Raw genomic sequence first — 26,927 nt, 5'->3', positions numbered from 1 at the left:
GTACAGGCGCGCGACATTTTTGCACAAGCGTCAGGGGGTGGGAAGCCAAGCTGAAAAGGCGTCACAGCACGGCGGCTCGGCTGGGCAGCGCAGGGGCACGGCCCGACCGGGGCCGATCAGCGGCTGGCGACTGCCTGGACTTGTTTGAGCCAGGCTTCACGCTGTTCCGGCTTGGAGCCCAATACCGGACCGAAGGTCAGGGTTTTCAGGGGTTTTATGCCGCAGAACTCCAGGGTGGTCTTGCGCATTTGGTGCAGGCCCGGCATGCGATACACCCACCGGTAGTACCACGGCGGCGTGTCCATGGTCACCAGTAGGTGAGCCGTGCGGCCCTTGAGCAGTTTATCCGGGAAGGGCGAGCCCTTGCGGTACTTGAAGGCAAAACCGGGCAGAAACACGCGGTCGAAGAACCCCTTGAGCAACGCCGGAATGCCGCCCCACCAGATCGGGTACACCAATGTCAGGTGTTCGGCCCAGGTAATGTCGTTCTGTGCGTTGATCAGATCGGGCTCAAGCAACTGGATCTGGTTATAGCCATCGTGCAAGACCGGATCGAAATCCAGGGTATCCAGGCGCAGCAGGCGCACCTCATGGCCTGCTTGCGTGGCAGCCTCGACATAACGTTCGGACACAGCGCCGCAAAAGCTGTCGTTCGAAGGGTGGCCGAGGATTACGAGCATGCGTTTGCGCTTCATGACAAACTCCAGGTAATGAAGTGCCAAGGGTAAAGTCTGCCCCTTACGGTAGAGTCAAGCCTTGCCGGTTAGCGGTAGCGACAGACAGTCCAGCAGCATCGCTAGCAACCCGGCGATGTACGTCGAGCCAGTCAGTTCGCGGATGATTAGACGGTATAGGGCCTTGAGGCTGTCCAACCAGACGTCATGGGTTGAACATGGGATTGGGGCTTTCATTCAATTGGCAGATCGCAAGCGCCGCCACAAGGTTGTGCGGCTGATGCCGAGACGGCGGGCGGCTTCGTCGAGGTTGCCGCGGCAGCTTTCCAACGTTTCCTTTACATGGCGCAGTTGCGCGACCTTGCCGATGGTGTGCAGGTCCGTTTCGCCTGACGACTTTTTCCGGGCGGGTGAAGGGGGAGGGCCTTCGCACAGTTCAGGTAGCACGCGTGCTAGGTACTGCTCGTTCACGCGGTGTTCCTCAAGCAGTTCGCGTGCCGAGAGCATCGCGCGCTCGATCACATTCTCCAGTTCCCGGACATTGCCCGGCCAGGCATAGCGTTCAAGGTACGGCAGCAGCGCGGCGGGGATGTCTGCAGCTCCCGGTGGTTGCCCCTGAACGAGCAGGCGCTGGCTGATGCCCCGGCAGATCAGGGCAATGTCCTCAGGGCGCTCTCGCAGCGGGGTGGTCTGCAGACGCAGGATGTTGAGCCGGAAATACAGGTCGGTACGGAAATCGCCATCGTCCATGGCGCTGCGCAGGTCCTTGTGGGTGGCGGCAATGATGCGCACGTCGATGGCAATCGGTTCGGTGCTGCCCAGGCGCAGGACTTCGCGCTCTTGCAGCACGCGCAGCAGGCGTGTTTGCAGCGACACCGGCATGTCGCCGATCTCGTCGAGGAACAGCGTGCCGCGGTGTGCTGCTTCGAACAGGCCTGGCTTGCCACCTTTGCGCGAGCCGCTGAAGGCGCCTTCCTCGTAGCCGAACAATTCACTTTCCAGCAACGACTCGGGAAACGCCGCGCAGTTGATGGCGACGAAGGGGCCTTGCCGGCGCGGGCTTTCGTTATGGATTCCCTGGGCGAGCAGTTCCTTGCCGGTGCCGCTTTCACCGGTAATCAGGATGGTCGAATGGCTGGTGGCAAAACGCTTGGCCAACTGCAGCATCTCGCGGTTGGCCTTGCTGTTGCCGTTGAGCTGGTCGAGCCGGTAACGGGCAGTGAACGCACCAGGGCGGCGGGTGGATCGGATGCGTTGGTCGGCACGTTGCACAACAGTGATGTCCTGGCAGGTCAGGACCAGGCCGGTACGTTCGCCGTTCTCCAGGATAGGCAGTAAATTGCTCACCACGGCGTGCGAGCCGAGCCGCATCACGCGGTTTTCTTCACCCGTGCCTTCCTGCAGCGCCTGCTGCAGGTCCAGTTCCGGGCACAGCTGCTGCAGCGGCCGGCCCAGCGCTGCGCTAACCGGCAGGTCCAGCAGCTGCGCAAGGGCAGGGTTGAGCGACTGCACCACGCCTTGGTTGTCGACCGCTGCTACGCCGGCGGGGATATGCCGCAGCACGGCATTCAGATGCCGCCGTTTGGCGATCTCGACGCGTTGAGTGTCGAGAATGCCCAGGGCTTCCTCCAGCGCTTTGCGCGCGGTGTCTTCGCTCAGCGACAGCACGCCATGCAGCCCTGCCTGCTCCGCCAGCTCCACCACCGTCGACGAGCCGATGATGCTGCGACAGCCTAGCTGGGCCGCCTGTTCGACGGCCTGGCGGGCCTCTTCCAGGGAGGTGTAGGCGGCCTGGTGAACCTGGACGGTGAAGAGCGCGGCCATGGCTTGCAGGTCGTGGTTGACATGGTTGTAGCTGAGCACGGCCACTTGGGAGGAGCGTTCGCGGGCCTGCCCCAATGCCCGTAGCAGGTCGCCACTGCCCACGCGCATCGCCAGTACCGGGCGTGTCAGGTGTTTGCGCAGGTAGGCGGCGGTCGCCCCGGCGCAGACGAACACATCGACCTTGCCTGCCTGCTCCAATTCTCGGGCGGTCTGTAGTGCTTCAGCCACCGAGGTGTCGAGGACTTCGATACGAGTATCTGGGTAGTCCGTCGTGAGCCCGGCCACCACATGGGCGAGCCGGCTCCGTTGTTGGGGGCGCTGCAAGTGGCTGATCAGCACGACGACCTGGGAGGCAAGAGCATCCATCACGGGGCCTGTTCATGTTTGAAATGTTTCGATAATGAATCAATAGCTTGCAAATATGCAACAAGCAGCCTGACTTTCGCTCGGCGGTGAGGCGTCAGAACCCAGGCTGTATGCGGCCTGTGGCTGACTTTTGAAGAGTTGGCCCAGGCCTTGCTCTTGGGCTTGTGCCAACCCAGAAACCAAAGGCAGGGCCTACAGAACCATGAGCAGTTCACCAACGATTTCCCCGGCCAGCGATACGTTCGCGGCCATGACTGACGATCACCGCCTGGCCGAGTTCATCCGCGAGCAGGCCTCGGCAACGCGGGTGGTCATCCAGGCGCGCAAGCGCCTGAGCGGCGGCGCTATCCAGGAAAACTGGCTGCTGGACCTGCTGATCGAAGGCGGCCCGTGGGCCGGTGTCCGGCGTTGGGTACTGCGCAGCGATGCGCTTTCAGCGCTACCCGCCAGCCTTGACCGTGAACAGGAGTTCGCCGTGCTGCAGGTGGTTTACCAGGCCGGCGTGAAAGTGCCACGCCCGCTCTGGCTGTGCCGCGATGTGCGCGTGCATGGGCGGGTGTTCTTCCTGATGGAGTATGTGCCGGGTAGCGCTGCCGGCCGCGCGCTCAGCACCGGCGCCGGTCCTCAGGGCCGGGCGCAACTGGCGACGCAGCTTGGCGCCAACCTGGCGCGTCTGCATCAGGTCCGCCCGCCGTGCGCCACGCTGTGCTTCCTGTCCGTTCCGGACAGCTCGCCGGCCCTGGCGACGATCGACGCCTACCGCCGCTACCTCGACACCCTCGCCGATGCCTATCCGGTGCTGGAATGGGGCCTGCGCTGGTGCGAGCTGCATGCGCCGCGCAGCAGCACCCTGTGCCTGTTGCACCGTGACTACCGCACCGGCAACTACCTGGCCAGCGAAGAAGGGCTGGAGGCCGTGCTCGACTGGGAGTTCACCGGCTGGGGAGATCCTTGCGAGGACCTCGGCTGGTTCACCGCCCGTTGCTGGCGTTTTACCCGTCCAGACCTCGAAGCCGGCGGCATTGGCCAGCTGGAGGATTTTCTGCGTGGTTATCACGAGGTGTCTTCGCTGTGCATCGAGCGCAGTCGGCTCCACTACTGGCAAGTCATGGCCACCCTGCGCTGGGCGGTGATTGCCTTGCAGCAAGGGCAGCGCCATCTGTCCGGTGAAGAACCGTCGCTCGAGCTAGCACTGACAGCCCGGCTGTTGCCGGAGCTCGAACTCGACATCCTGCACATGACCGGAGCCGAAGCGCCATGACCCAACCCAACGCCCACGAATTGCTCGAGATCGCCCGCGCGACGCTTCTGGAGCAGCTGCTGCCAGCGCTGCCCGGCGAGTTGCGTTACCCGGCCCTGATGATCGCCAACGCCATGGCCATTGCGGCCCGCGAAAACCGCTTGGGCGCTCAGGCCGAGGATCAGGAGCAGGCGCGTCTGGCCGCCTTGGTCGATGACGCGCCGTCGACATTGCCCGACCTGCGCCGCCAACTGGCTCGCGCCATTCGCCAGGGCAGCCATGACGCCCCGCAAACCCGGCGCACCCTGGTCGAGACATTACGCCAGATCACCGTTGCCCGATTGGCGATCAGCAACCCCAAGGCCTTGCCCTGAAACCGCATCGACCACCCCATTCCTCCGATAGACAAGAACACACAAGGACAGCCATGAACTTCACTCTCCCGGACGAACTGCTCGCCTTGCAGGCCAAGACTCGAGACTTCATTGCCGAACAGGTCATCCCATTCGAGAACGACCCCCGCCAGAACAGCCACGGCCCCAGCGACGCACTGCGCCAGGACCTGGTGCTCTGCGCCCGCGCCGCTGGCTTGCTGACGCCTCACGCCAGCCGCGAAATGGGCGGTCTGGAACTGAGCCATGTGGCCAAGGCGATCGTCTTCGAAGAAGCCGGCTACTCGCCGCTGGGCCCGGTAGCGCTGAATATCCATGCGCCGGACGAAGGCAATATCCACCTGATGGACGTGGTCGCCACCGAAGCGCAGAAGGACCGCTGGTTGCGCCCGCTGGTCCAGGGCCATGCCCGTTCGTGCTTCGCCATGACGGAGCCTGCTCCGGGCTCCGGTTCGGATCCGTCGATGCTGCGCACCACTGCCACCCGCGATGGCGACGACTACCTGATCAATGGTCGCAAGTGGCTGATCACCGGGGCCGAAGGCGCGGACTTCGGCATCATCATGGCGCGCATGGAGGACGGCACCGCGACCATGTTCCTGACCGACATGAAGCGCGACGGCATCATCCATGAACGTCAGCTGGACTCGCTGGACAGCTGTTTTACCGGCGGTCACGGGCAGCTGCGTTTCGACAACCTGCGTATTCCGGCGAGCGATGTCCTCGGCGAGATCGGCAAGGGCTTCCGGTATGCCCAGGTGCGCCTGGCGCCTGCACGCTTGACTCATTGCATGCGCTGGCTCGGTGCCGCGCGCCGCGCCCACGACATCGCCTGCGACTATGCGCGCACCCGGGACGCCTTTGGCAAGCCGCTGGGCGAGCACCAGGGCGTGGGTTTCATGCTGGCCGACAACATGATGGACCTGCACGTGGTGCGTCTGGCGGTCTGGCACTGCGCCTGGGTGCTCGACCAGGGCCGGCGCGCCAATGTCGATTCGAGCATGGCCAAGGTGATCAGCGCCGAGGCGCTGTGGCGGGTGGTCGATCGTTGCGTCCAGGTATTGGGTGGACGCGGGGTGACCGGGGACACCGTGGTGGAGCGGATCTTCCGCGACATTCGCCCGTTCCGCATCTATGACGGCCCGAGCGAAGTGCACCGCATGAGCCTGGCGAAGAAGCTGCTCGACCAGCGCCTGGAGGCCCACTGATGCAGCCGAACCTTGCCCGACTGTTCGCCCTCGACGGGCGTCGCGCCCTGGTGACCGGGGCCTCCAGCGGCCTGGGCCGTCACTTCGCCATGACCCTGGCCGCCGCAGGCGCCGAGGTGGTGGTGACCGCCAGACGCCAGGCGCCGCTGCAGGCGTTGGTGGAGGCCATCGAGGTGGCCGGAGGGCGGGCGCAGGCCTTTGCCCTCGATGTGACGAGCCGTGAGGACATCTGCCGGGTGCTCGATGCCGCCGGCCCGCTGGATGTTCTGGTCAACAATGCGGGGGTGAGCGACAGCCAGCCTTTGCTAGCCTGCGATGATCAAACCTGGGACCACGTGCTCGACACCAACCTCAAGGGCGCCTGGGCCGTGGCCCAGGAAAGCGCCCGGCGCATGGTGGTGGCGGGGAAGGGGGGCAGCCTGATCAATGTCACCTCGATCCTCGCCAGCCGTGTGGCCGGCGCCGTCGGCCCTTACCTGGCGGCCAAGGCCGGCCTGGCCCACCTGACCCGCGCCATGGCGCTGGAGTTGGCGCGCCATGGTATCCGGGTGAACGCCCTGGCGCCCGGCTACGTGATGACTGATTTGAACGAGGCCTTCCTGGCCAGCGAGGCCGGTGACAAGTTGCGCTCGCGGATCCCCAGCCGCCGCTTCAGCGTGCCGTCGGACCTGGACGGCGCCTTGCTGCTGCTCGCCAGCGATGCCGGGCGGGCGATGAGCGGCGCTGAGATCGTGGTCGATGGCGGCCACCTGTGCAGCAGCCTGTAACGCGCCGTGGCGCAATAACAACAAGAACAGGAGGTAGGTATGTGCGTGCAAAACCTGAGCAATGTGTCGATGAGGTGCCTGCCATGATGGTTCCAACCCTCGAACACGAGCTTGCTCCCAACGAAGCCAACCATGTCCCGCTGTCGCCGCTGTCGTTCCTCAAGCGTGCCGCGCAGGTGTACCCGCAGCGCGATGCGGTGATCTATGGCGCAAGGCGCTACAGCTACCGTCAGTTGCACGAGCGCAGCCGCGCCCTGGCCAGTGCCTTGGAGCGGGTCGGTGTTCAGCCGGGCGAGCGGGTGGCGATATTGGCGCCGAACATCCCGGAAATGCTCGAGGCCCACTATGGCGTGCCCGGTGCCGGGGCGGTGCTGGTGTGCATCAACATCCGCCTGGAGGGGCGCAGCATTGCCTTCATCCTGCGTCACTGCGCGGCCAAGGTATTGATCTGCGATCGTGAGTTCGGTGCCGTGGCCAATCAGGCGCTGGCCATGCTCGATGCGCCGCCCTTGCTGGTGGGCATCGACGATGATCAGGCCGAGCGCGCCGATTTGGCCCACGACCTGGACTACGAAGCGTTCTTGGCCCAGGGCGACCCCGCGCGGCCGTTGAGTGCGCCACAGAACGAATGGCAGTCGATCGCCATCAACTACACCTCCGGCACCACGGGGGACCCCAAGGGCGTGGTGCTGCATCACCGCGGCGCCTACCTCAACGCCTGCGCCGGGGCGCTGATCTTCCAGTTGGGGCCGCGCAGCGTCTACTTGTGGACCTTGCCGATGTTCCACTGCAACGGCTGGAGCCATACCTGGGCGGTGACGTTGTCCGGTGGCACCCACGTGTGTCTGCGCAAGGTCCAGCCTGATGCGATCAACGCCGCCATCGCCGAGCATGCCGTGACTCACCTGAGCGCCGCCCCAGTGGTGATGTCGATGCTGATCCACGCCGAGCATGCCAGCGCCCCTCCGGTGCCGGTTTCGGTGATCACTGGCGGTGCCGCCCCGCCCAGTGCGGTCATCGCGGCGATGGAGGCGCGTGGCTTCAACATCACCCATGCCTATGGCATGACCGAAAGCTACGGTCCCAGCACATTGTGCCTGTGGCAGCCGGGTGTCGACGAGTTGCCGCTGGAGGCCCGGGCCCAGTTCATGAGCCGCCAGGGCGTCGCCCACCCGCTGCTCGAGGAGGCCACGGTGCTGGATACCGACACCGGCCGCCCGGTCCCGGCCGACGGCCTTACCCTCGGCGAGCTGGTGGTGCGGGGCAACACTGTGATGAAAGGCTACCTGCACAACCCAGAGGCTACCCGTGCCGCGTTGGCCAACGGCTGGCTGCACACGGGCGACCTGGCCGTGCTGCACCTGGACGGCTATGTGGAAATCAAGGACCGAGCCAAGGACATCATCATTTCTGGCGGCGAGAACATCAGTTCGCTGGAGATAGAAGAAGTGCTCTACCAGCACCCCGAGGTGGTCGAGGCTGCGGTGGTGGCGCGTCCGGATTCGCGCTGGGGCGAGACACCTCACGCTTTCGTCACGCTGCGCGCTGATGCACTGGCCAGCGGGGACGACCTGGTCCGCTGGTGCCGTGAGCGTCTGGCGCACTTCAAGGCGCCGCGCCATGTGTCGCTCGTGGACCTGCCCAAGACCGCCACTGGAAAAATACAGAAGTTCGTCCTGCGTGAGTGGGCCCGGCAACAGGAGGCGCAGATCGCCGACGCCGAGCATTGATCGAGTGCAACGCCTGTACACCCATAACAACAACGACTTTGACCGAGGTGTCTCATGTCCAGCCTGTTATACGCGCGTGTTCGCGCCAATGCCCGGTTCCAGCAACTGGTGGCGCGCAGAAACCGTTTCACCCTGAGCCTGTTCGTGCTGATTCTGGCCACGTTCTATGGCTACATCGGGTTGGTATCGTTTTGGCCCGAACTGATTGCCAGGCGCCTGGCCCAGGGGTCGAACATGACCGTGGGCGTGGCTGCCGGCGCCTTCCTGTTCGTGTTCTTCTGTGCGTTGTCGGCGTTCTACGTGTACCGGGCCAATGGCGAGTTCGATAGCCTGACCCAGGCGCTGCTCAGCGGGCTGGAAGAGGAGCAGGGCGCATGAAAAAACTCGTACCTCTGGCCCTGCTGCTGCACTCAGGCCTGCTGCTGGCTTCGCCTTCGCTCGACGCTGGTCAGCGTCAGCCGCTCAACCTGCATGCCATCGGCATGTTCATGGTGTTCGTGCTGTTCACCTTGTGCATCACCTGGTGGGCGGCGCGTCGCACACGCTCGACGACAGACTTCTACAGCGCCGGTGGCGGCATCCAGGGCTGGCAGAACGGCCTGGCGCTGGCCGGGGACTACATGTCCGCCTCGACGCTGTTGGGGATCACCGCACTCATCTACACCTCCGGCATGGATGGCTACATCTACCTCATCGCTTTCTTCGCGGGCTGGCCGGTGTTGCTGCTGTTGATGACCGAGCGGCTGCGCAACCTGGGCCGCTTCACCTTTGCCGATATCACCTCGTATCGCCTCGACCAAGGCAAGGTGCGCACCATGGCCGCCATCGGCTCGCTGACCGTGGTGTGTTTCTACCTGGTGGCGCAGATGGTCGGGGCCGGGCAGTTGATCAGGTTGCTGTTCGGCCTGGACTACCACATCGCGGTGGTCATCGTCGGTGCGCTGATGATGCTGTATGTGACCTTCGGCGGCATGGTGGCGACTACCTGGGTGCAGATCATCAAGGCGTTCCTGCTGCTGGTCGGCGGCTCGCTGGTGCTGTTCCTGGCGATGCGCGAGTTCGACTTCAGCTATGACGCGCTGGTGAGCAAGGCCATGGACACCCATGCCCTGGGCGAACGCCTGCTGGCGCCCGGCAGCCTGCTGGCCGACCCGTTGACCGCGCTGTCGCTGAGCCTGGGGCTGGTGTTCGGCACCGCCGGGCTGCCGCATATCCTGATGCGCTTCTTCACCGTCAGCGATGCCCGGGAGGCGCGCAAGTCGGTGCTCTATGCCACCGGGTTCATCGGCTACTTCTTCAATGTCATTTTCCTGCTGGGCCTGGCGTCGATCGTGATCGTCAGTCAGCAGCCGAAGTTCTTCGAGGGCGGTGAGGTGGGTGGCAAGCTGCTGGGCGGGGGCAATATGGTGGTCATGCACCTGGCCCAGGCAGTCGGCGGCAACCTGCTGCTGGGTTTCTTGTCTGCAGTGACCTTCGCCACCATCCTGGCTGTGGTTTCAGGCCTGGCTCTGGCCGGGGCGTCCGCCATCGCCCATGACCTGTATGCGCGGGTGATCATGAAGGGCGCGGCCAGCGAGGCGCAGGAGCTGCGGGTGACCAAGTTGGCTACCCTGAGCCTTGGGTTGGTGGCCATAGCCTTGGGCATCCTGTTCGAAAATATCAACGTGGCTTTCATGGTTGCGCTGGCCTTTGGTATTGCCGCTTCGGCCAACTTCCCGGTGCTGTTCCTGTCGATGTTCTGGTCGGGGCTGACCACCCGCGGCGCATTGGCCGCTGGCTACGTCGGGTTGCTCAGTGCCATGGGCTTCGTGGTGTTTTCCAAGCTGGTGTGGGTGGATGTGTTGCACTTTGCCGAACCGCTGTTCCCCTATACCCAGCCTGCGCTGTTCTCCATGCCGCTGGCGTTTTTGGTGGCGTATGCGGTTTCCCGGATGGACCGCACTGCGCGGGCCAAGGCCGAAAGGGCGGCCTTCGCCGACCAGTTCGTCCGTGGCCAGACCGGCCTTGGTGCCAGCGGTGCCGTCGATCATTGAGTTACCCGCGGCCGCAAGCGCAGGAGTGCCAGCGGCCGTGTGATAGCTCGCTAGTAACCTCTGAAGATCTCCCCGATGCTGGTAATCGGATGCCCCATGTGCTGCGCCGTCCCCCGGTTGACGAGGGACGGCCGAGGGGCAAGTAGGGCACTCAGGAAAATGGCCAGCGTCAACACGGCAAGTAGAAAACCAAATCGGCGCATAGGATCCTCCAGCGTTTTTTATAGTTGTTGTCGTCGGGTTCAATCCGCGAAAGCACGGTTAATGCCCTGGCTCTTGCTCGCGGGCGAATGACTTGGTCGTGGCTGCGATGTCCTGGTCGCCGTAGCCCATTGCGGCCGCACGCTGCACGACCTGGCACACCGCATCGAAGACCGGGGTCCAGACGCCTTGTGCGTGCAGGGATTGGGCAATGTGCGCGAAGGCGTCCGCATGCACATCGAGCCTCGCCTGGTCACCTTTGAAATCTTGCGTTTCGAGCCGGCGTACGGCTTCCTCGAGTGCGTCAGCGACGAAAAAACGTGATGTTTCGAGCAGGAGCCTTGCCGTCTTCGAAACAGGCAGGCCAAAACGATCGCCGGCACCCACGGCCTCGAAGAAAGTCACCATCGCGGCAAACGCATGCGCGTGAAGGACGGTCGCAAAGGCCAATGCTTCGTCCCAGGGAAGGAACACCGTATGGCCGGCGAGCCCCTCAAGCAGCGCCCGATGCTGCTCGAAGGCTTCACGATCGCCGGTATGAATGCTGTGGCTTTCGCGGTGGCCGACGTTGCGGGGGTAGGCCACTATCATCCCTTTGACGTAATGGCCGCCCGCCTGATTGACGAGGCCCTGAAGCGCCAGGCCTTCGTCTTGGGCGTTGGTCGTGTAATCGACGATCGTACGATGGGCGAGTGCACGCGCCACACCCGGCATCCCGAGGACCTCGTGGGTCGCGTGGTTGTCCAGGAGCACGAAGATCGTGGCCGGGCTTGCGCTCAGCGCGGCTTTGACGCTTTCGCACAGATGAGCGCCAGCGGCGACGAGTGCCGCGGCCTTGCCGGGTGATCGGTTCCAGATCGCGACGCGCTTGCCTTGCTTGAGCAACACTTGGGCCATGATGGTTCCCATGGCACCGAGCCCGATCACGGAAACGTCGAACTCGAAGCTTTCATCACTGTGTTCACGCACGGTCAAACCCTCATGATTGTTGTTTTACGTGAGTAGCCATCAGATGCAGCCTTTGCTCACAGCAGGTGCTGTGAGCGCGCCCAATCCGTCGCGTCAGCCAGCGTCCGCTCGAAGGCGCTGAAGATCGCCTCGATATCGTCCTGGGTGGTAATCAACGGAGGACAGAAGGCGATCGTGTCGTAGATGGCGCGAATGATCAGCCCATGCTTGTGAGCCTGTTTGAACACGTAGCCGCCCAACGTCCCTGGCTGGGCGAACGGTTGGCGGGTGGCCTTGTCGGCAACCAGTTCGATCCCGCCCATCAGCCCGACGCCTCTGACGTTGCCGACCAACGGGTGGTCTTCGAACGCGCGCAGGTGGCGCTGGAACACGGGGGCCAGGTGCTGCACATGGCCGACCAGATCGCGCTCTTCGATGATGCGGATGTTTTCCAGCGCAACCGCCGTGGCGACGGGGTGGCCCGTGCAGGTCAGGCCGTGGGCGAATGCCCCCAGGCGCTGGCTCTGGCTCACCAGTACATCGTTCATGGCATCGGACACCACCACGGCCGCCAGCGGCTGGTATGAGGAGGTGAGCTGCTTGGAGAGCACCATGATGTCGGGCTGGATGCCGTACAACTGAGAGCCGAACATTGTGCCAAGCCTGCCAAAGCCGGTGATGATTTCGTCGATCACCACGAGGATGTCGTAGCGTTTGCACACCGCCTGGATCGCCGCCCAGTAGCCTGTGGGAGGAGGGATCACGCCACCTGCCGCGATTACCGGCTCGCCGATGAACGCGGCGATGGTTTCCGGCCCTTCGGCAAGGATATAGCGTTCCAGTTCGTTCGCCAGACGGACCGTAAAGGCCTCTTGCGATTCTCCTGGCCGAGCAAATCGGTAGAAGTTCGGGCAGGTCAGGTGATGAACCGGGATGGCCGGCAGATCGAAGTCACGGTGCATCGATGGGATGCCGGTCAGGCTTGCTGCGGCGACGGTGGCGCCGTGATAGGCCTGTTGTCGAGAGATGAATTTCTTTTTGGCGGGCCGGCCCAGTGCGTTGTTCACGTACCACACCATTTTCACCACCGAATCATTGGCCTCGGAACCTGAGTTGGTGAAGAACACATGGTTCAGATCACCCGGCGCCAGCGCTGCCAACTTGGCGGCGAGCGCTGCGGCAGGCGCATTGGTCTTGTGGCTGAAGCTGTGGTAGTAGGGCAGTTGCTTGAACTGCTCGACGGCAGCATCGACCAGGCGCTGTTCACTGAAGCCCAATGCCGCGCTCCACAGGCCCGACATGGCTTCGATGTAGGCATTGCCTTGCTCGTCAAAGACCCGGACGCCGTCACCTCTGGCGATCACGAGTGGCCCGACCTCTCGGTGCTGGGCCAGGTTGGTGTTGGGATGAATGAGTGCCGCCAGATCGTTCTGAACGGTTGAAGAGTGGGTGCTCATTGGCTCATGTTCCTGTCGCAGGGCGAGGGTTGCCCGCAGGTGAGCAGGTGGCGTGCGCCCAGTGTCCGCTCCGGGTGCACGCCTGGACCCTGCAGTTACTGGCGAAGCGCTGCCGCGACCGCCTCGCCGAAGGCGTTCAGGCCCTGTTCGAGCTGGTCGGTCGGGGTGTTCACCGGCGGCATCAGCTTGATGATTTCGCCATTCGGGCCGCAGCGGTCGACCAGCACGCCCGCTTGCAGAACGCGCTGCTGGGCATCCTTGGCCAAGGCCACGTTGCCGCGGCCGAAATCGATGCCGGCGATCATGCCGCGCGAGCGGGCGGAGGCGACGCCCGGGATCTCCGCGAAGCCGGCAACCGCACGTGTCATGGCCGCGCTGTTGTCGGTCAGCAGCTTCAGGAACTGCTCGTCGCGCCAATAGCCGAGCGCGATCTGCGCGGTCAGGAAGGCCAGCTGGTTGCCGCGGAACGTGCCGATGTGATCGCCCGGCTGCCACACATCCAGCCCGGCGCGGATCAACACGATCGCCATCGGCAGGCCAAAGCCGCCGATGGATTTCGCGCAGGTGATCAGGTCCGGCACGATCCCGGAGCGCTCGAAACCGAAGAAGTCGCCCGTGCGGCCACAGCCAGCCTGGATCTCGTCGCAGATGAGCACCACCCCGTGATCGCGGGTCCATTGGCGCAAACGCTGCAACCACAGGTTGGAGGCCGGGTAGACACCGGCCTGGATCTGCACCGACTCCACGATCACGGCGGCTGGCAGTTCCGATCCGCTGCCCTGGTCGTTGGCCAGCCGCTCGAGGAAGCCCATGCTGTCGAACTCACCGTAAGGGCTGTCTTCGTACGGTACGAACACCACGTCGTTGGACAGCCCGGGGCCTCGGCGGGTGCGGTTCCCAGTGACCGCCAGCGCACCGGCCGTCATGCCGTGGTAAGCCCCGTAGAAGGAGACGACCTTGGTGCGCCCGGTCGCCTTGCGCGCCAGCTTCAATGCCGCTTCGACGGCATCGGCACCGGTCGGGCCGGTGAACTGCACCTTGTAGTCCCAGCCTCGTGGCTTGAGCAGGTCACGCTCGATCGACTCCAGGAACTGGCGCTTGGTGGTGGTGTGCAGGTCGAGGGCATTGGTCACGCCGTTGGCCGACAGGTAGGCGATCAACGCATCGCGCATGCGCGGGTCGTTGTGGCCATAGTTCAGGGCTCCGGCGCCGGCGAAGAAGTCCAGGTACTCGCGGCCATCTTCGCCGCGGATCTTGCTGCCCTGGGCGGTATCGAACACCAGCGGCAAGTCGCGGCAGTACATCCGCACGTTGGACTCGAGCCTTTCGAACGTTTCGATCTTGTTCATGCATAACCTCTTGCAATGATGGGGTGTCGTGGGGCGGTCAGTGCTTGAACATCACGTGGCGGACCAGGGTGTAGTCTTCCAGGCCGTACATGGACAGGTCCTTGCCGTACCCCGACAGCTTCACGCCGCCATGGGGCATTTCGCTCACCAGCATGAAATGGGTGTTGACCCAGGTGCAGCCGTACTGCAGGCGGGCGGCCAGGCGATGTGCCCGCCCCACGTCGGCGGTCCACACCGAAGAGGCCAGGCCGTAGTCCGATTCATTGGCCCAGGCCAGTACCTGGGCCTCATCCTCGAAGGGCGAGACCGTTACCACCGGGCCGAAAATTTCACGGCACACCACCTCGTCTTCCTGCCGGGTGCCGGCCAGGACCGTGGGCTCGAAGAAGAACCCGGCACCTGCGGCGCGCTTGCCGCCCGTGACGACCTCTATATGGGGCTGCTCCCTGGCCCGGTTGACGAAGCCCTCGACACGCTGCAGGTGCTCTTGGGTGATCAGCGGGCCCATTTCGGTTGCCGGGTCATCCTGCAACCCACATTTGATGCTGGACACGGCTTCGCCAAGCTTGCGAACGAACTCCGGGTAGACCGCCTTCTGCACATAGAGGCGACACGCGGCCGTACAGTCCTGGCCGGCGTTGTAAAAGCCGAAGGCGCGAATGCCCTCGACGGCGGCGTCGATGTCGGCATCGTCGAAGATCAGCACGGGGGCTTTTCCCCCCAGCTCCATATGCATGCGCTTAACGCTGTCGGCCGTGCCTTCGATGATGCGGCTTCCGGTACGTACGGAACCGGTCAGCGACACCATGCGCACCAGAGCATGACTGGTCAGCGGCTCACCCACCGTGGCGCCGCGCCCATGAACGATATTGACCACCCCGGCGGGGAAGATATCGGCGAGCAGTTCCCCCAGCTTCAAGGTGCTCATCGGGGTGTGCTCGGAGGGCTTCAGGACCACGGTGTTGCCGCCGGCCAAGGCCGGGCCGAGCTTCCACGCCGCCATCAGCAACGGGTAGTTCCACGGCGCGATGGAGGCGACGACACCGACCGCGTCGCGGCGGATCATCGAGGTGTGCCCCGGGATGTACTCGCCCGCCGCCGAGCCTTGCAGGCAGCGAACGGCGCCGGCGAAGAAGCGGAACACGTCCGACACGGCGGGCAGTTCATCCTGCAGCACGGCCGTGAACGGCTTGCCGCAGTTGTCCGCCTCCAGGCGGGCGAACACCGCGGCCTGGGCGTCGATGCGGTCGGCGAGGGTGAGCAGCAGTGCCGCACGGTCCTTGGGCGGTGTTTGCGACCAGGCTTCGAAGGCCGCATCCGCGCTTTGCACTGCGGCATGGACCTGTGCATGACTGGCCTCGTGGGTCTGTACCAGGACGCGGCCCAGGGAGGGGTTGTAGACGTCCACGTGGTCGCCTTCGCCGGCTACGAGGGCACCATTGATCAGCAGTTTTGTTTGCATGTCGATCTCGTCATTGAGCGGCAAGGCCTGTGGCCTGCCTTGTGATTGTCGTCAGAGCGTTCGATGGGAAGAGGGGGCTATACCAGGGCGTCGGGGACCGGGTTACGGAACAGGCTGGTCCGGCAGGCGAGGTAGACAAGCCCAAGGCCGAGCCAGCAACCGCCCATGATCAGGGCGTCTTTATCCAGGCTGACCAGCATCCACCCGGCCGTGACCAGGCCGATGAGCGGAAAGAGCACCCCGCGCAGCAACCCGGCGCCGTCCTTGACGCGCGCATCGAAGGTGAGCCGCAAGGCGCACAGGTTGACGGCGGTGAAGGCGAGAAAGGCGCCGAAGTTGACCAGGGAAGTCGCGGTTGCGATCGTCAGGCCAAACCCGGCGGTGCCGAAAACACCGCACAGCAAGATGTTGAAGGCCGGGGTCTTGTAGCGCGGGTGCAGCGCGCCGAACAGCCGCCGGGGCAGTTGGTTGTCCCGGCCAAGGGCGTAGAGCAGCCGGCCCACGCTGGCCTGGAATGACATCCCCGCAGCGAAGTGGGCGACGATGATCCCGGTCAGGACCACGGCGAAGAACAGGTCGCCGCCGATCATCCGGGCAATCTCGAAGGCGGCCCCGTCCACAAGCTCGAACGTGGGGGAGGGGTGCGCCAGGTACATGAAGTACGAGGAGCCGACGTAGACCGAACCGCCGATCAAGGCGACCAGCAGGATGGCGCGCGGCAGCGTGCGGCCAGGGTCGCGGGTTTCCTCGCTCAGCGTGGACAGCGCGTCAAAGCCCAGGAACGAGTAGGCGGCGATGGCGGCGCCGGCCATGCTGGTGGCGAAGGGCACGTCCTGGTTGAAGAACGGCTTGGCCGACAGCAGCCCGCCAGGGCCGTTGGCTGCCACGATGTAGTGCACGCACAGGCCGATGAACACGGCGATGATGACCAGTTGCACCACCATCAACAGCACGTTGAAGCGGTTGGCCACCTGGATGCCGAGCACATTGAGCAGCGAGGTAGAGACGATGAAGCCGGTGATCCACACCCACTGGGGCACCTCGGGGAACGCCATGTTGAGGTAGCTGGCGCCGAGCAGCCAGATCAGCATCGGGATGAAGAAATAGTCCAGCAGGGCGGCCCAGCCCACCATGAATCCGAGGTTGGCATTGAGCATCTTGCGGGTGTAGGTGTAGGCCGAACCTGCCACCGGGAACACCCTGACCAGTCGGCCATAGCTCAAGGCCGTGAACACAACGCCGGTGGCTGCGACCAGGTAGGCCATGGCCGTGGTGTTGCCGCTGGCCTGGGTGATCACGCCGTAGGTGCCGAAGACGATTAGCGGGGCCAGGAAGGCCAGGCCGAACAGCAGCACGGAAAACGGGCCCAGGCTGCGCCTCAACGAGGCGCCGGAGGTTGACTGACTCATGACGGAGCCCTCTTACGCGACGAAGTGGTAAGCGGTGGTGATGATGTCGTGGTAGGCCTCTACGGACATCGCCTTGGCATTGCTGGCGTCCGAGAAGTTCTGCTTGGACTTCTCGGCAATGGTCGGGAAGTCTTCCTCGCGCACACCCTTGACCTCGGCGAAGCGGGGGATGCCCAGGTCCTTGCTCATCTGGAACAGATGGCCGACGGCGGCCTCGGCGGCATCGACCGGAGACAGCGTGGGGTCGATCCCAAACGCGTAGGCGACCTGGGCATGGCGGACGATATCGGCATCACGGTTGTGACCGAACACGAAGGGCAGGAAGATCGCGTTGCCCACACCGTGGGGCGTGTCGTACATGCCGCCGATGGCTTCGGAAATGCAGTGCACGCTGCCGACGTCGGCGTTGCCGAAGGCCATGCCGGCAATCAGGCTGGCCACCAGCATCTGCTCCCGGGCCGCCTGGTTGTCGGGCTCCTGCACGGCCGCCTTGAGGTGCTGGCTGATCAGGCGGATGGCATGCAGCGCCAGGCCGTCGCTGATCGGGTTTGCCACGCGGCAGGTGTAGGCTTCGATGGCATGGGTCAGGGCATCCATGCCGGTTGCGGCTGCAATCGACGGCGGCAGCGTGTCGGTGATATGGGAGTCGAGCAATGCCAGCACCGGGCCGATGCGATAGTCCAGCACGTTCATTTTGAAGTGGCGGGCGGTGTCGGTGATCACCGAGAAGCAGGTCACTTCGCTGCCGGTGCCGGCCGTGGTCGGGATGGCGACGATGGGCGGGATGGCATGGGTAAGCGTGAACGACCCTTCGTAGTCCTCGATACGGCCGTCGTGGGTGAGCAGCAGGCTGATGGCCTTGGCCGCATCCATCGCGCTGCCGCCACCCACGGCCAGCAGGCCGTCGATACCCGTGCCCCGATAGCGCTGGGCGGTGTGGTTGATGTCGTCACTGCGCGGGTTGGCCTTGATGTCCGCCACTTCCTCGTAGGCGATACCGGCCTTGTCGAGGCTGGCGTAGACGCTGTCCAGCAGGCCTGCTGCCTTGACCCCGGCATCGGTCACGATCAACACGCGGGCCAGGCCGAGTTGCCGCAGGTGTTCACCGGTGCGCTCGCGCAGGCCCGGTTCCATCACGATTTTGCTGGGGAGTAGAAACTTGAATTCCATACGTACCTCTTGCTCAATTGTTGTCATTGTCGAAAGGGCAGTGGAGGGGCATCCGCGCCTGGCCGTGTTTAACGGCTCGGGCGTGTAATGTGGGCCTGGCGGTTACGCACGGGCCTGAATGTTGTTGTTTTGGGTCTTGCGTAAACCTGTTGCGAAAAGGCTCCAGCGGAATAAAAAGAGGGGCGACCAAGCGACGGGCCCCTAAAAGAAAATCTGTGCTAACGCATGTGCCCCGTCAGCAGGGACAGCAGCGTGCCCGACAGGCACGTCGGCAAGTCATGCCCCATCCCGGGCAGCAGCACCAGGTTGGCGCCGCGAATCGCCGACGCCGTGGCAAACCCGCCGTTGGTGGCGACCATGAGGTCTTTGTCGCCATGAATGACCAGCGTGGGGCAGCGAATCCGCTGCAACTCCTGGGTACGGTCACCGGAGTTGATGATCGCGCCGATCTGCCTGGCGGTGCCGAGGTTGCTGGCCTCACCGCCACCTCGCGGCCAGGCTTGCATGGCGTAGTCACGCAAGGCCGGCTCGTTCCACTCCAGCCGCGAACCGATCAGCCCCATGATGTCCACGTAGTCGCGAACGCTTTCGTGCTGGTTACGCGGTGGGCGGCGCAGAAGCTTGAACAGGGCTTTAAGCGCCGGCTGGCCGACGCGCAGTGAGCCTGTCGTGGAAAAGATCGAGGTAAGCGTGCTGACGCGCTCGGGGTAACGCGCGGCGAGTGTCTGGGCGATCATGCCGCCCATCGACATCCCCACCACATGCGCCGCTTCCAGATGCAAAGCGTCCATGAGCCCGATCACGTCGCTGGCCATGTCCCCCAGGTCATAGCCGGGCGTGCGCTTGCGCAGGAACTGCTGCAGGGGCGTGGGGGGCGCCACATCCGTGAAGAACGAGCGGCCCGCGTCACGGTTGTCCAGCGTGATGACCCGAAACCCCCGCTCGACCAGGCCGTCGATAAGCGCTTGCGGCCAGTAGGTCAGTTGCAGCCCCAGGCCGACGATGAGCAGGACTGCCGGGGCGGCTTCATGGCCATGGCTGCGATAGCAGAGCCTGCGCTCGCCTGCCAGCTCGCAGAAGCGATCGGTGCTCATCGGCGGCTACCTTGCTGCTGCAACTGGACATCGGCGTGCAAGGGCGCATTGGGTACTGCGGTGAACTTCAGGCACTTGTCTGTCACCGCGCCACGGCGCAGCAGTTTGACGTCGCGGAAATAATCCATCGACATCACCCAGGGTTCGCGCGGGCCCTGGCGCGGCATGCTGTCCAACGCGCGCTGTACGTAGCCGGCACCAAAGTCGAGCAAGGGGCGGGTTTCGACGCCTTCCGGCGCCTTGGGCTCGCAGACGTTGTAGCCTTCGCGCTCCATCAAGCCCAGCAAGCGGCAGAAGTGGTCGCACAGCAGGCAGACTTTCAAGGTCCAGGATGAGTTGGTGTAGCCCACCGCGAACGCAAAATTGGGGACACCGGAGAGCATCATGCCTTTGTAGGCCAGGGTCTCGCTGAGCACGACCGGTTTGCCGTCCTTGTGCAGGGTGATGCCGCCGAACAGCTGCACGTTCAGCCCCGTGGCGGTGACGATGATATCGGCCTTGAGCATCTTGCCTGACTTGAGCAATACACCGTGCTCGGTAAACCGCTCGATATGATCGGTGACGATGTCGGCATTGCCCGCGCTGATGGCTTTGAACAAATCGCCTTCGGGCACCGAGCACAGGCGCTGATCCCAAGGGTTGTAGGGCGGGTTGAAATGCACGTCGACCGGGTAGTCTTTCGGCAACTCCTTGCGGGTCAGCCACAGCAGCAGTTTCTTCGAAAGCTTGGGGAAGCGCTGGCAGAAGCCCCAGAAGGCCAGGGTGATCTTGGCGTTCTTGTAGCGCGTCAGGGAATAGGCGGTTTGCGCGGGCAGGACCTTGCGCAGGAACGCTGCAACCCCATCGTTGGCGGGCTGGTTGATGATGTAGGAGGGCGTGCGCTGCAGCATGGTGATGCTGGCGACCTTGTCGGCCATGGCCGGGATCAGGGTTACCGCAGTTGCGCCACTGCCAATGACCACGACGCGCTTGCCGGTGTAGTCGAGGTCTTCCGGCCAGTGTTGCGGATGGATGATCTGGCCCTTGAACTGTTCGCTGCCTTCGAACCGGGGGCTGAAGCCCTGATCATAGCGATAGTAACCGCCTGCACTGAACAGCCAGCGGCATTCGACCGTGCGGATCTGCGCCGTGCGGCCATCCTCGACACGCACCGACCACAAGCCCTTGTCGCTTTGCCAGTTGGCCGAGATGACTTTCTGCTGGTACTGGATGAAGGGAGCCAGCTGGTGCTCGTCGATGGCTTCGCTCAGGTACTCAAGAATATCCGCGGCGTCCGCCAAGGACTTGGCCTTGGTCCAGGGCTTGAAGTCGAAACCGAAGGTGTAGAGGTCCGAGTCGGAGCGGATGCCGGGGTATCGGAACAGGTCCCAGGTACCCCCCATGCGCTCGCGGGACTCGAGAATGGCAAAGGTCTTGTTCGGTTGATTGCGTCGCAGGTAGGCCGCCGCGCCGATGCCAGACACACCGGCTCCCATGATCAGAACATCGAGCGGCTCAACCGGAAGAGCAGTGTGAGAGGACATGTCGCCTCCTATTGTTGTGTTATAGAGACTGATCTTTTGACTTGATCATTTGACTCAGAATAAGGTCGCAGGAAGGGTGGGACAAGGTGCAAAATGCACCACGTCACTGCTATTTCAGGATGATTTGCACCTGTTACTTCGCCGATCAACGATCAGACTGGGTCAGTCTGGTAGATATCGTCATCGGAACGTTCGAAGGGGGGCGCTGCGGCTTTCAGAGCCGGAGGGGGAGGGGATCGCCGTGCAGCGACGCAGCACGGCGAATCCTGTGGGGCCTCAGTAACTGGCCACCAGCAACTTGACTGCCTGGCAGGCGGTCTCGGTCTCGGCCTCCAGGCGTGCACGGTCGCCGTGAGCGGACCAGGCGAGCATCAGGCCGTCGAACAGATTGATCAGCAAGCGGCTGATAGTGGTCAGTGCTGCCTGGTCCAGTGCGCCGTCGGTGACCTTCACGATGGCCTGTTGGGCCGCTTCGAGGGAAACGGCATAGATCTTGGTTGCCATCTCCGGGTTGTTGCGCAGGTTCCAGCAAAACAGTTCGAACTGCGTGGTCGCCATCTCAGGATGAGCGGTGAACCAGTTGACAAGCTGGCGCAACATTTCCCCCACCGATTCCGCCGCCGTGGCGCCTGTCGGCACGTGTTGCAACGATTGTTGCGGCATGTTGATCAAGGACTCGTAGACCGCATAGAACAGCTCGTCCTTGGTGTGGAAGACATAGTGCAACGATGCCAGCGGCGAATCTGCTGCCGCAGCGATTCGCCGGGTTGTGGCGTTGGCCACCCCATGTTCCGCGATCACCTTCACGGTGGCCTCGATAAAGTCCTGCCTGCGCTCTTCAGCACCAATCCGAGCCATTGAGCGTTCTCCCTTTTCGGTATTGCCGCCGGCCCCTTGGCCCGGCGTTGACGGTGACGAATGCTAGCGCAAGGTCAAGCCTCAATCCATGAGTCGATGCAATCCCATACCGCATGGGCAAAGGAAGGTACGAAAAATGAAAATCAAATGACTTGATCAAGTGACCATGTTCGGTGATGATGAGTTCACCACCCAAGTCGCCCGGCCTCGGTGGGCAGAACAATGACAAAACCAGACAGGTAGAAAGCAGATGGATACACGAGCGCTCTCCACAGTCAGCAGCGATGCCTCGATCGAGCAGGTGGTGGACATCATTCGGCGTGACGGCGGCGTCATCATTGCCGACTTTGTTTCGCCGGCAACGCTGAAGTCCCTCACCGAAGAACTGGACAGCTACCTGAAGGTCACGCCTTGTGGTGTCGATCCATATTTCGCCGGCACCCAGACCCGCCGTGTGGCCCGAATCATTGGGCGCAGCGACACCGCCGTGGAGGTGGCATTGCACCCGCTGTTCCTTGGCGCGGCCAGGCAGATCCTGCAAACCCCTACCCATGTCTGGGTGGGCAGCGACCGCATCGAGATGGCGCCTGATATTCAACTGAGCATCACCCAGGCGATCCAGATTGGCCCGGGCCAAGGCCTCCAGCCCCTGCACCGTGACGATGCCACTTCGCTCTGGCGGCACCCGCAGTATGGGCGTGAGGCCAGGCTGCAAATGATGCTGGCCATTTCAGATTTCACCGAGGAAAACGGTGCGACGCGCGTCATCCCCGGTAGCCATCAATGGGATGACGAACGAATGCCGACCCAGGAAGAAACCGTCGCCGCGCAGATGAAGGCAGGTTCGGCGCTGCTGTGGATCGGCTCGGTGTATCACGGCGGCGGCGCCAACACGACGGCAGCGCCTCGTACTGGCCTGACAATGGCCTACGACCTGGCCTTCCTGCGCCTTGAAGAGAATCACTTCCTGTCCATTCCCGTCGAACGTGTTCGCCAGCTCCCGAGCGAAATGCAACGCCTGCTGGGCTGGAGTGCCAGTTCGACGCTGCTGGGGTGGGTGGAAATCGATGGCCAGATGCGCGACCCGCAGGAACTCCTGGGCATGCCGGCATTCTCCGAGCCGGGTAAAGGCTTCTGATAATTCTGGGAGTGACGCGAATGAATGCCTTGAACAATGCGGCCGATGGTGACTCAGCACCGTTGAAGTTTCGCGGTCTGGGGGGATGGGTAGAGCGACCGGCTGATCTGCAGCCGGCCCTCGAAGGTGACGCGCAGGCCGATGTGATCGTGATCGGCGCCGGCTTTGCCGGGCTGTCGACCGCGCTGGAACTCAAGGCGCTCGGGGCGGATGTGATCGTGCTGGAACAGGAATTCGCCGGCTTCGGTGCCAGTGGCCGCAATGCCGGCTACCTGCTGGGCAGCATGGGCATCGAGTACGATATGTTCGTCAAACGGGTGGGCGTGGAGCAGGCCACGCAGTTCGTCAGGTTCTATGACGAGGCGGTGCCCTACGTGGAAGGTCGATTCAAAACCTTGGGTATCGACTGTGACTACAACCCTTCGGGCGTGCTCCGGGCAGGTGTTCATCCCAGTCAGGAGAAGCGCTTGCGGGAAAACATGGCGCTGGGTCAGACACTGGGGGCGACGAGCCGCTTCGTCGAAGGTGCCGAGATGCGTGCGCGGGGCATCCCCCCTGCGTTTCTGTTCGCCGCCGAGCAATGTGGCGGCACCTTGAATCCAGGGAAGTACATCGGCGGCCTCCGGCGCGCGGCCATCGAGGCGGGGGTGAAGCTCTACGAACGCACGCCGTTGCTGAGCTTCAGCGAAGGGCCGGTCATTACCTGCAAGACTGCCCATGGCCGTGCAACCGCCCCGGTGATGGTGCTGGCAACCAACGCCTATACCCCGCAGCTGGGGGTGTTGCGCAACAAGGTCGCGGCGATTCGGGTGTCGGCAATCGAAACCCAAACGCTGTCGACGCAGCAGTTGGCTGCCCTCGGCTGGCAAGGGCGGGAAGGGATCATCACGCCGCACTACACCATGGAGAGCCACCGCCTGACGGCACACGGCACGATGGTGTTGACCGTCAAGAAGCTAGGTTATGCCTACGGTTCGAAGACGCCCAATGTCCCGGACCAGGGCGCCTATGCGGCATTGGCGCAGGTACTGCGCGAGCGCTATCCGGCATTGCAAGGCCTTGGCGTCAAGCACTGCTGGAGTGGTTACGTCAGTGGCGCCTACGACTTTCTGCCGGTGATCGGTGCCATGGGCGCGAAACAGAACATTTACTACGCCACCGGCTGCTCGGGCCACGGGCTGGGCACGCAATCGTTGATCGGCAAGCTGTTTGCCCAGCAAATCAACGGCCAGGCGCCTGAGCTGCTGGCAGCACTGCAACACAAAACGCCGTCCTTGCTGCCTGAACCCTTGCAATGGTGCGCCGTACACGCTGCCTTTGCGGCGGCCAAGTTGCTGGATGACTGGACCGATAGAAAAGTGCGTAAAGACAAGGCCAGGAAGGGCTGATTGCAATTGATGTGCGTGTTCTATGCCCGTATGTGCAGAACTACGGCGCGACCCTTTTGACAGAGGCTGTTATCGTGGAACTCATAGATTTGTTTGCGTTGATCGCATGCGTGCTGCTGGTGATGAGTGGCTTGGGTTATGGTGTTGCATTTATCAGGCGCAAGAATTATTTGTTGGGCGTGGAGTTCTTGATTGTCGGTATTTCCGCAACAAACTTTACGACGTTCATCGCCACGGGGTGGCAAGCCAATTATAAAGTCGCCATCTTTCTGGATGCGTTTTCCCGCGGGGTCGGCGTGCCGGTTATTGCAACGCTCGGGTTGATGGCCGTGACGCATAATTATAAGCCGTCGCCGGTGAAGGACGTGATATTGTTTTTGGCCGCGTTTGCCGCGACTGCCCTTTACTACCTGTCGACGAGCTTTAAAGAGTTGCTGCCCTATTTCTATGTGTTGATGTGGTCGTTGTACACGTTGTTTCTGGTCTACTTTATCTGGCGGCTGGTACGTGCCGGCGAGTCGCTGCACGCGCTGGCCACCTTGCTGGGAGGGGCGGCGGGGCTGACGATCGCGCTGCGGTATGACTTCTTCCCGATCCCGGGGGATGATACCAAGATGATCTTCATGAGCTGTGCCTTCCTGACCTGGTCCTATTCGATTGTGCAGTTGTTTTATGCCTATGGGGCACTTCAGCGCTCAAGGAAATTGCCCTCGCATGCCATGCTTCATCCCAGTTAAGTTGCGGGTTGGTTAACGGGCTGTTCAATGGCAGACGGGATGTGTAGTTTGATATCTGCTGTTACTCCATGGCGGGCGAAAGCCTGCTTTTTTACCGCCCCTAGGGGCGGTTTTTTTATGGGTGAATCATTCGCGTCAGTCATGGGCCTGGATAAGCGAAAAATAGTTAGGGTTCAGTGTGGCAGTGGTAGACCTTTAGGTGGCGCACTATTAAAAGGCATCTTTTGGTAACACATGTTTCCTTACTTCCCAATAATGTGCAGGCGCCAGGCACGCATTAGTCGATAAATAAATTCAACTCGCTGATTTCTCTAGCGTAATCCGCCTATGACGCATTCTGGCATGTGGCTTGCGTGTTGATCACATGACATGGTCAGTTGATCATGTCGCTTGATCAGGATGTAGTAGGCGCCGATCTTTCCACCCGAAGGGTCGAGCAGCCGGTCCAAGCCCTTCGTTTGAGGATCCTCCAATGAAACAAGTCACTGCACGGTCGGAAAGTGTCGTATCCGCCCGCCGTATTTTCAGGCAGCTGCTGGTTACCCTTGCGGCCTCGACCGCGATCTGTTCGGTACAGGCTGCGCCCCAGGGGGCGGAGGCGCTGGGTTCGAAGTTGACGCCGCTGGGGGGCGAGAGCGCCGCCAGTTCTAGCGGCGATATTCCAGCCTGGGCACAGCCAGGGCAGCAGGGGGCAGGATGGAGTTACGGCCAGGTACGAGGGGAGCACTGGAAGTTCAAGGGTGATAAGCCCCTCTACAACATCGACTCGAACAATGTGGCACAGCATGCGAGCAAGCTGTCGCCTGGGCAGCTCGAACTGTTCAAGAAAGTCCCAGGCTATCGCATGGATGTCTACCCGACCCGTCGTACCTGCAGCGCGCCGGATTTCGTGGCCGAGAACACCAGGCAGAACGTGGGTTTCGCCAAGCTTGATGCTTCCGGTGTCGCCCTTGAAGAAGCCCATGTTCCGGGTGTCCCGTTCCCGATGCCCACTACCGGTGCAGAGGTGATGTGGAACATGAAGCTGCGCTATCGCGGCGTTGGCGTGGAAATCCCCCGGAGCATTTCAGGTATTTCTCCTCGCAAGGGCGGGGAATGGCTGCGCCAGTCGACCGACACCTTCTTCCTGACCCCCTGGGGCAAGAAGGGCAGTGCGCTTTTCTCGTCCTACGGCCGCCTGGAAAACGCGACCTTCTTCAACTATCTGGCGCCCGCTGCGCTGGCCGGTCAGTCCGCCGTGCAAACGGCTGTGGCCGGCGAGCAGGCCACGACCTTCTACTACTTCCCTGGCCAGCGTCGCGTGCGCCGTATGCCCTCATATTCCTACGACGCGCCTCAGATCGGCCTGGACAACCAGTACACCGTGGACGAGGCAAACGTCTTCTTCGGCACCATGGACCGTTTCGACTGGAAGCTGATCGGCAAGCAGGAGCTGCTGGTACCTTACAACGATTTCGGGGCCTACGACACCGCCGCCAAGGTAGAAGCGTTCGCCGGCAACGACTCGATCGCGCCGCAGTCGCGTCGCTATGAGCTGCATCGCGTCTGGGTGGTCGAGGCCAATGTCCGCCAAGGCATGCGCCACCAGGCGCCCAAGCGCATGTTCTACATCGACGAGGACAGCTGGAACCCGCTGCTGGCCGTCGACTTCGACAAGCAAGGGCAGATCTGGAAGGTGCGTGAAGGGTTCTCGATTCCCGTTTACGAGACCGGCGCTTGCGACGTGCAGGCCCAGGTCCAGTACAACTTGGCCGATGGTCGTTACCTCTTCGACATGACCTCGATCGGGGCAGGCAAACACGATATTCGCTGGATCACCGAAGACAGTGGCAACCCTCGCCTGAAGCGCGACTTCTTCACCTCGGATAACCTGCGAGCCATCAGCGAGCGCTAAAACCGACGTCAGATCGAGAGCCAGCATGAAAAAAATAATTACGAAAGCGTCAGGCCTTGTCATCG

22 protein-coding genes are annotated in these 26,927 nt (G+C 62.9%); 11 read left to right on the top strand and 11 right to left on the bottom strand.

The genetic code is table 11. The annotated features are described in order from the left end of the window. Positions 1-116 precede the first annotated feature (116 nt). Both LU682_RS16685 and prpR read right to left on the bottom strand, forming a co-directional pair. The gene (locus LU682_RS16685; protein ID WP_003253953.1) at positions 117-695 is read right to left on the bottom strand and encodes an NAD(P)H-dependent oxidoreductase; all 579 of its coding nucleotides are present in this window, start codon (positions 693-695) and stop codon (positions 117-119) included. A gap of 216 nt (positions 696-911) precedes the next feature. Continuing rightward, positions 912-2,864 (bottom strand): propionate catabolism operon regulatory protein PrpR, encoded by a 1,953-nt coding sequence (gene prpR, locus LU682_RS16680; RefSeq protein WP_010953699.1) that lies wholly within the window; start codon positions 2,862-2,864, stop codon positions 912-914. 202 nt (positions 2,865-3,066) lie between these two features. Between prpR and LU682_RS16675 the strand changes: the two genes are divergently transcribed. From LU682_RS16675 to LU682_RS16645, 7 genes are all read left to right on the top strand, one after another. Then, positions 3,067-4,125, top strand: a complete 1,059-nt coding sequence (locus LU682_RS16675) for a phosphotransferase family protein (protein ID WP_049586209.1) — start codon at positions 3,067-3,069, stop codon at positions 4,123-4,125. Further along, positions 4,122-4,478, top strand: coding sequence for a 4-hydroxypentanoyl-CoA kinase subunit LvaB (lvaB, locus tag LU682_RS16670; protein ID WP_010953701.1), 357 nt, complete (start codon positions 4,122-4,124; stop codon positions 4,476-4,478). The genes LU682_RS16675 and lvaB overlap by 4 nt, the downstream gene beginning before the upstream one ends. A gap of 53 nt (positions 4,479-4,531) precedes the next feature. Next, positions 4,532-5,704 carry an acyl-CoA dehydrogenase family protein gene (locus LU682_RS16665; RefSeq protein WP_010953702.1) on the top strand — a complete coding sequence of 391 codons (1,173 nt, stop codon included), beginning with the start codon at positions 4,532-4,534 and terminating at the stop codon, positions 5,702-5,704. After that, positions 5,704-6,471 (top strand): SDR family NAD(P)-dependent oxidoreductase, encoded by a 768-nt coding sequence (locus tag LU682_RS16660; RefSeq protein WP_010953703.1) that lies wholly within the window; start codon positions 5,704-5,706, stop codon positions 6,469-6,471. Before LU682_RS16665 ends, LU682_RS16660 begins: the two co-directional genes overlap by 1 nt. An 83-nt stretch (positions 6,472-6,554) precedes the next feature. Beyond that, a complete protein-coding gene (locus LU682_RS16655; protein WP_010953704.1) occupies positions 6,555-8,201 on the top strand; it encodes an acyl-CoA synthetase in 1,647 nt (548 codons plus the stop codon). A gap of 54 nt (positions 8,202-8,255) precedes the next feature. Beyond that, positions 8,256-8,579: a DUF485 domain-containing protein gene (locus LU682_RS16650; RefSeq protein ID WP_010953705.1), complete on the top strand. Its 324-nt coding sequence runs from the start codon at positions 8,256-8,258 to the stop codon at positions 8,577-8,579. After that, a complete protein-coding gene (locus tag LU682_RS16645; RefSeq protein ID WP_010953706.1) occupies positions 8,576-10,234 on the top strand; it encodes a cation acetate symporter in 1,659 nt (552 codons plus the stop codon). The genes LU682_RS16650 and LU682_RS16645 overlap by 4 nt, the downstream gene beginning before the upstream one ends. 261 nt (positions 10,235-10,495) lie before the next feature. Here LU682_RS16645 and LU682_RS16640 read toward each other — a convergent pair whose 3' ends face one another. From LU682_RS16640 to LU682_RS16600, 9 genes are all read right to left on the bottom strand, one after another. Beyond that, positions 10,496-11,404, bottom strand: coding sequence for an NAD(P)-dependent oxidoreductase (locus LU682_RS16640; RefSeq protein ID WP_010953707.1), 909 nt, complete (start codon positions 11,402-11,404; stop codon positions 10,496-10,498). A 56-nt stretch (positions 11,405-11,460) separates the two neighbouring features. After that, the gene (locus tag LU682_RS16635; RefSeq protein ID WP_010953708.1) at positions 11,461-12,840 is read right to left on the bottom strand and encodes an aspartate aminotransferase family protein; all 1,380 of its coding nucleotides are present in this window, start codon (positions 12,838-12,840) and stop codon (positions 11,461-11,463) included. A gap of 95 nt (positions 12,841-12,935) precedes the next feature. Continuing rightward, positions 12,936-14,189: a diaminobutyrate--2-oxoglutarate transaminase gene (locus LU682_RS16630; RefSeq protein WP_060488906.1), complete on the bottom strand. Its 1,254-nt coding sequence runs from the start codon at positions 14,187-14,189 to the stop codon at positions 12,936-12,938. Between the two features lie 37 nt (positions 14,190-14,226). Then, positions 14,227-15,651 (bottom strand): gamma-aminobutyraldehyde dehydrogenase, encoded by a 1,425-nt coding sequence (locus LU682_RS16625; protein WP_010953710.1) that lies wholly within the window; start codon positions 15,649-15,651, stop codon positions 14,227-14,229. A 77-nt stretch (positions 15,652-15,728) separates the two neighbouring features. After that, positions 15,729-17,060, bottom strand: coding sequence for an APC family permease (locus LU682_RS16620; RefSeq protein ID WP_010953711.1), 1,332 nt, complete (start codon positions 17,058-17,060; stop codon positions 15,729-15,731). Between the two features lie 12 nt (positions 17,061-17,072). Beyond that, on the bottom strand, positions 17,073-18,230 hold the full coding sequence (locus tag LU682_RS16615; RefSeq protein ID WP_232856695.1) for an iron-containing alcohol dehydrogenase: 1,158 nt from the start codon (positions 18,228-18,230) through the stop codon (positions 17,073-17,075). Between the two features lie 218 nt (positions 18,231-18,448). Beyond that, positions 18,449-19,324 (bottom strand): alpha/beta fold hydrolase, encoded by an 876-nt coding sequence (locus LU682_RS16610; RefSeq protein WP_010953713.1) that lies wholly within the window; start codon positions 19,322-19,324, stop codon positions 18,449-18,451. Then, positions 19,321-20,847 (bottom strand): flavin-containing monooxygenase, encoded by a 1,527-nt coding sequence (locus LU682_RS16605; protein WP_010953714.1) that lies wholly within the window; start codon positions 20,845-20,847, stop codon positions 19,321-19,323. The genes LU682_RS16610 and LU682_RS16605 overlap by 4 nt, the downstream gene beginning before the upstream one ends. Before the next feature lie 276 nt (positions 20,848-21,123). Then, positions 21,124-21,705 carry a TetR/AcrR family transcriptional regulator gene (locus LU682_RS16600; RefSeq protein ID WP_010953715.1) on the bottom strand — a complete coding sequence of 194 codons (582 nt, stop codon included), beginning with the start codon at positions 21,703-21,705 and terminating at the stop codon, positions 21,124-21,126. A gap of 250 nt (positions 21,706-21,955) precedes the next feature. Between LU682_RS16600 and LU682_RS16595 the strand changes: the two genes are divergently transcribed. The 4 genes from LU682_RS16595 to LU682_RS16580 all read left to right on the top strand — a co-directional run bounded on the left by LU682_RS16595 (position 21,956) and on the right by LU682_RS16580 (position 26,862). Next, entirely contained in the window at positions 21,956-22,843 is an 888-nt protein-coding gene (locus LU682_RS16595; RefSeq protein WP_010953716.1) for a phytanoyl-CoA dioxygenase family protein, read from the top strand. A gap of 20 nt (positions 22,844-22,863) precedes the next feature. Beyond that, positions 22,864-24,231 carry an NAD(P)/FAD-dependent oxidoreductase gene (locus LU682_RS16590; RefSeq protein WP_010953717.1) on the top strand — a complete coding sequence of 456 codons (1,368 nt, stop codon included), beginning with the start codon at positions 22,864-22,866 and terminating at the stop codon, positions 24,229-24,231. Positions 24,232-24,320: 89 nt separating this feature from the next. Next, on the top strand, positions 24,321-24,968 hold the full coding sequence (locus tag LU682_RS16585) for a hypothetical protein (protein WP_079732584.1): 648 nt from the start codon (positions 24,321-24,323) through the stop codon (positions 24,966-24,968). A 472-nt stretch (positions 24,969-25,440) separates the two neighbouring features. After that, positions 25,441-26,862, top strand: coding sequence for a DUF1329 domain-containing protein (locus LU682_RS16580; protein WP_010953719.1), 1,422 nt, complete (start codon positions 25,441-25,443; stop codon positions 26,860-26,862). Positions 26,863-26,927: the final 65 nt, after the last annotated feature.

The sequence above is a fragment of the Pseudomonas alloputida genome (assembly GCF_021283545.2).
Lineage (GTDB): Bacteria > Pseudomonadota > Gammaproteobacteria > Pseudomonadales > Pseudomonadaceae > Aquipseudomonas > Aquipseudomonas alloputida.
Note: the sequence above shows the minus strand (reverse complement) of the source record. Positions and strands in the feature narration are given on the sequence as shown.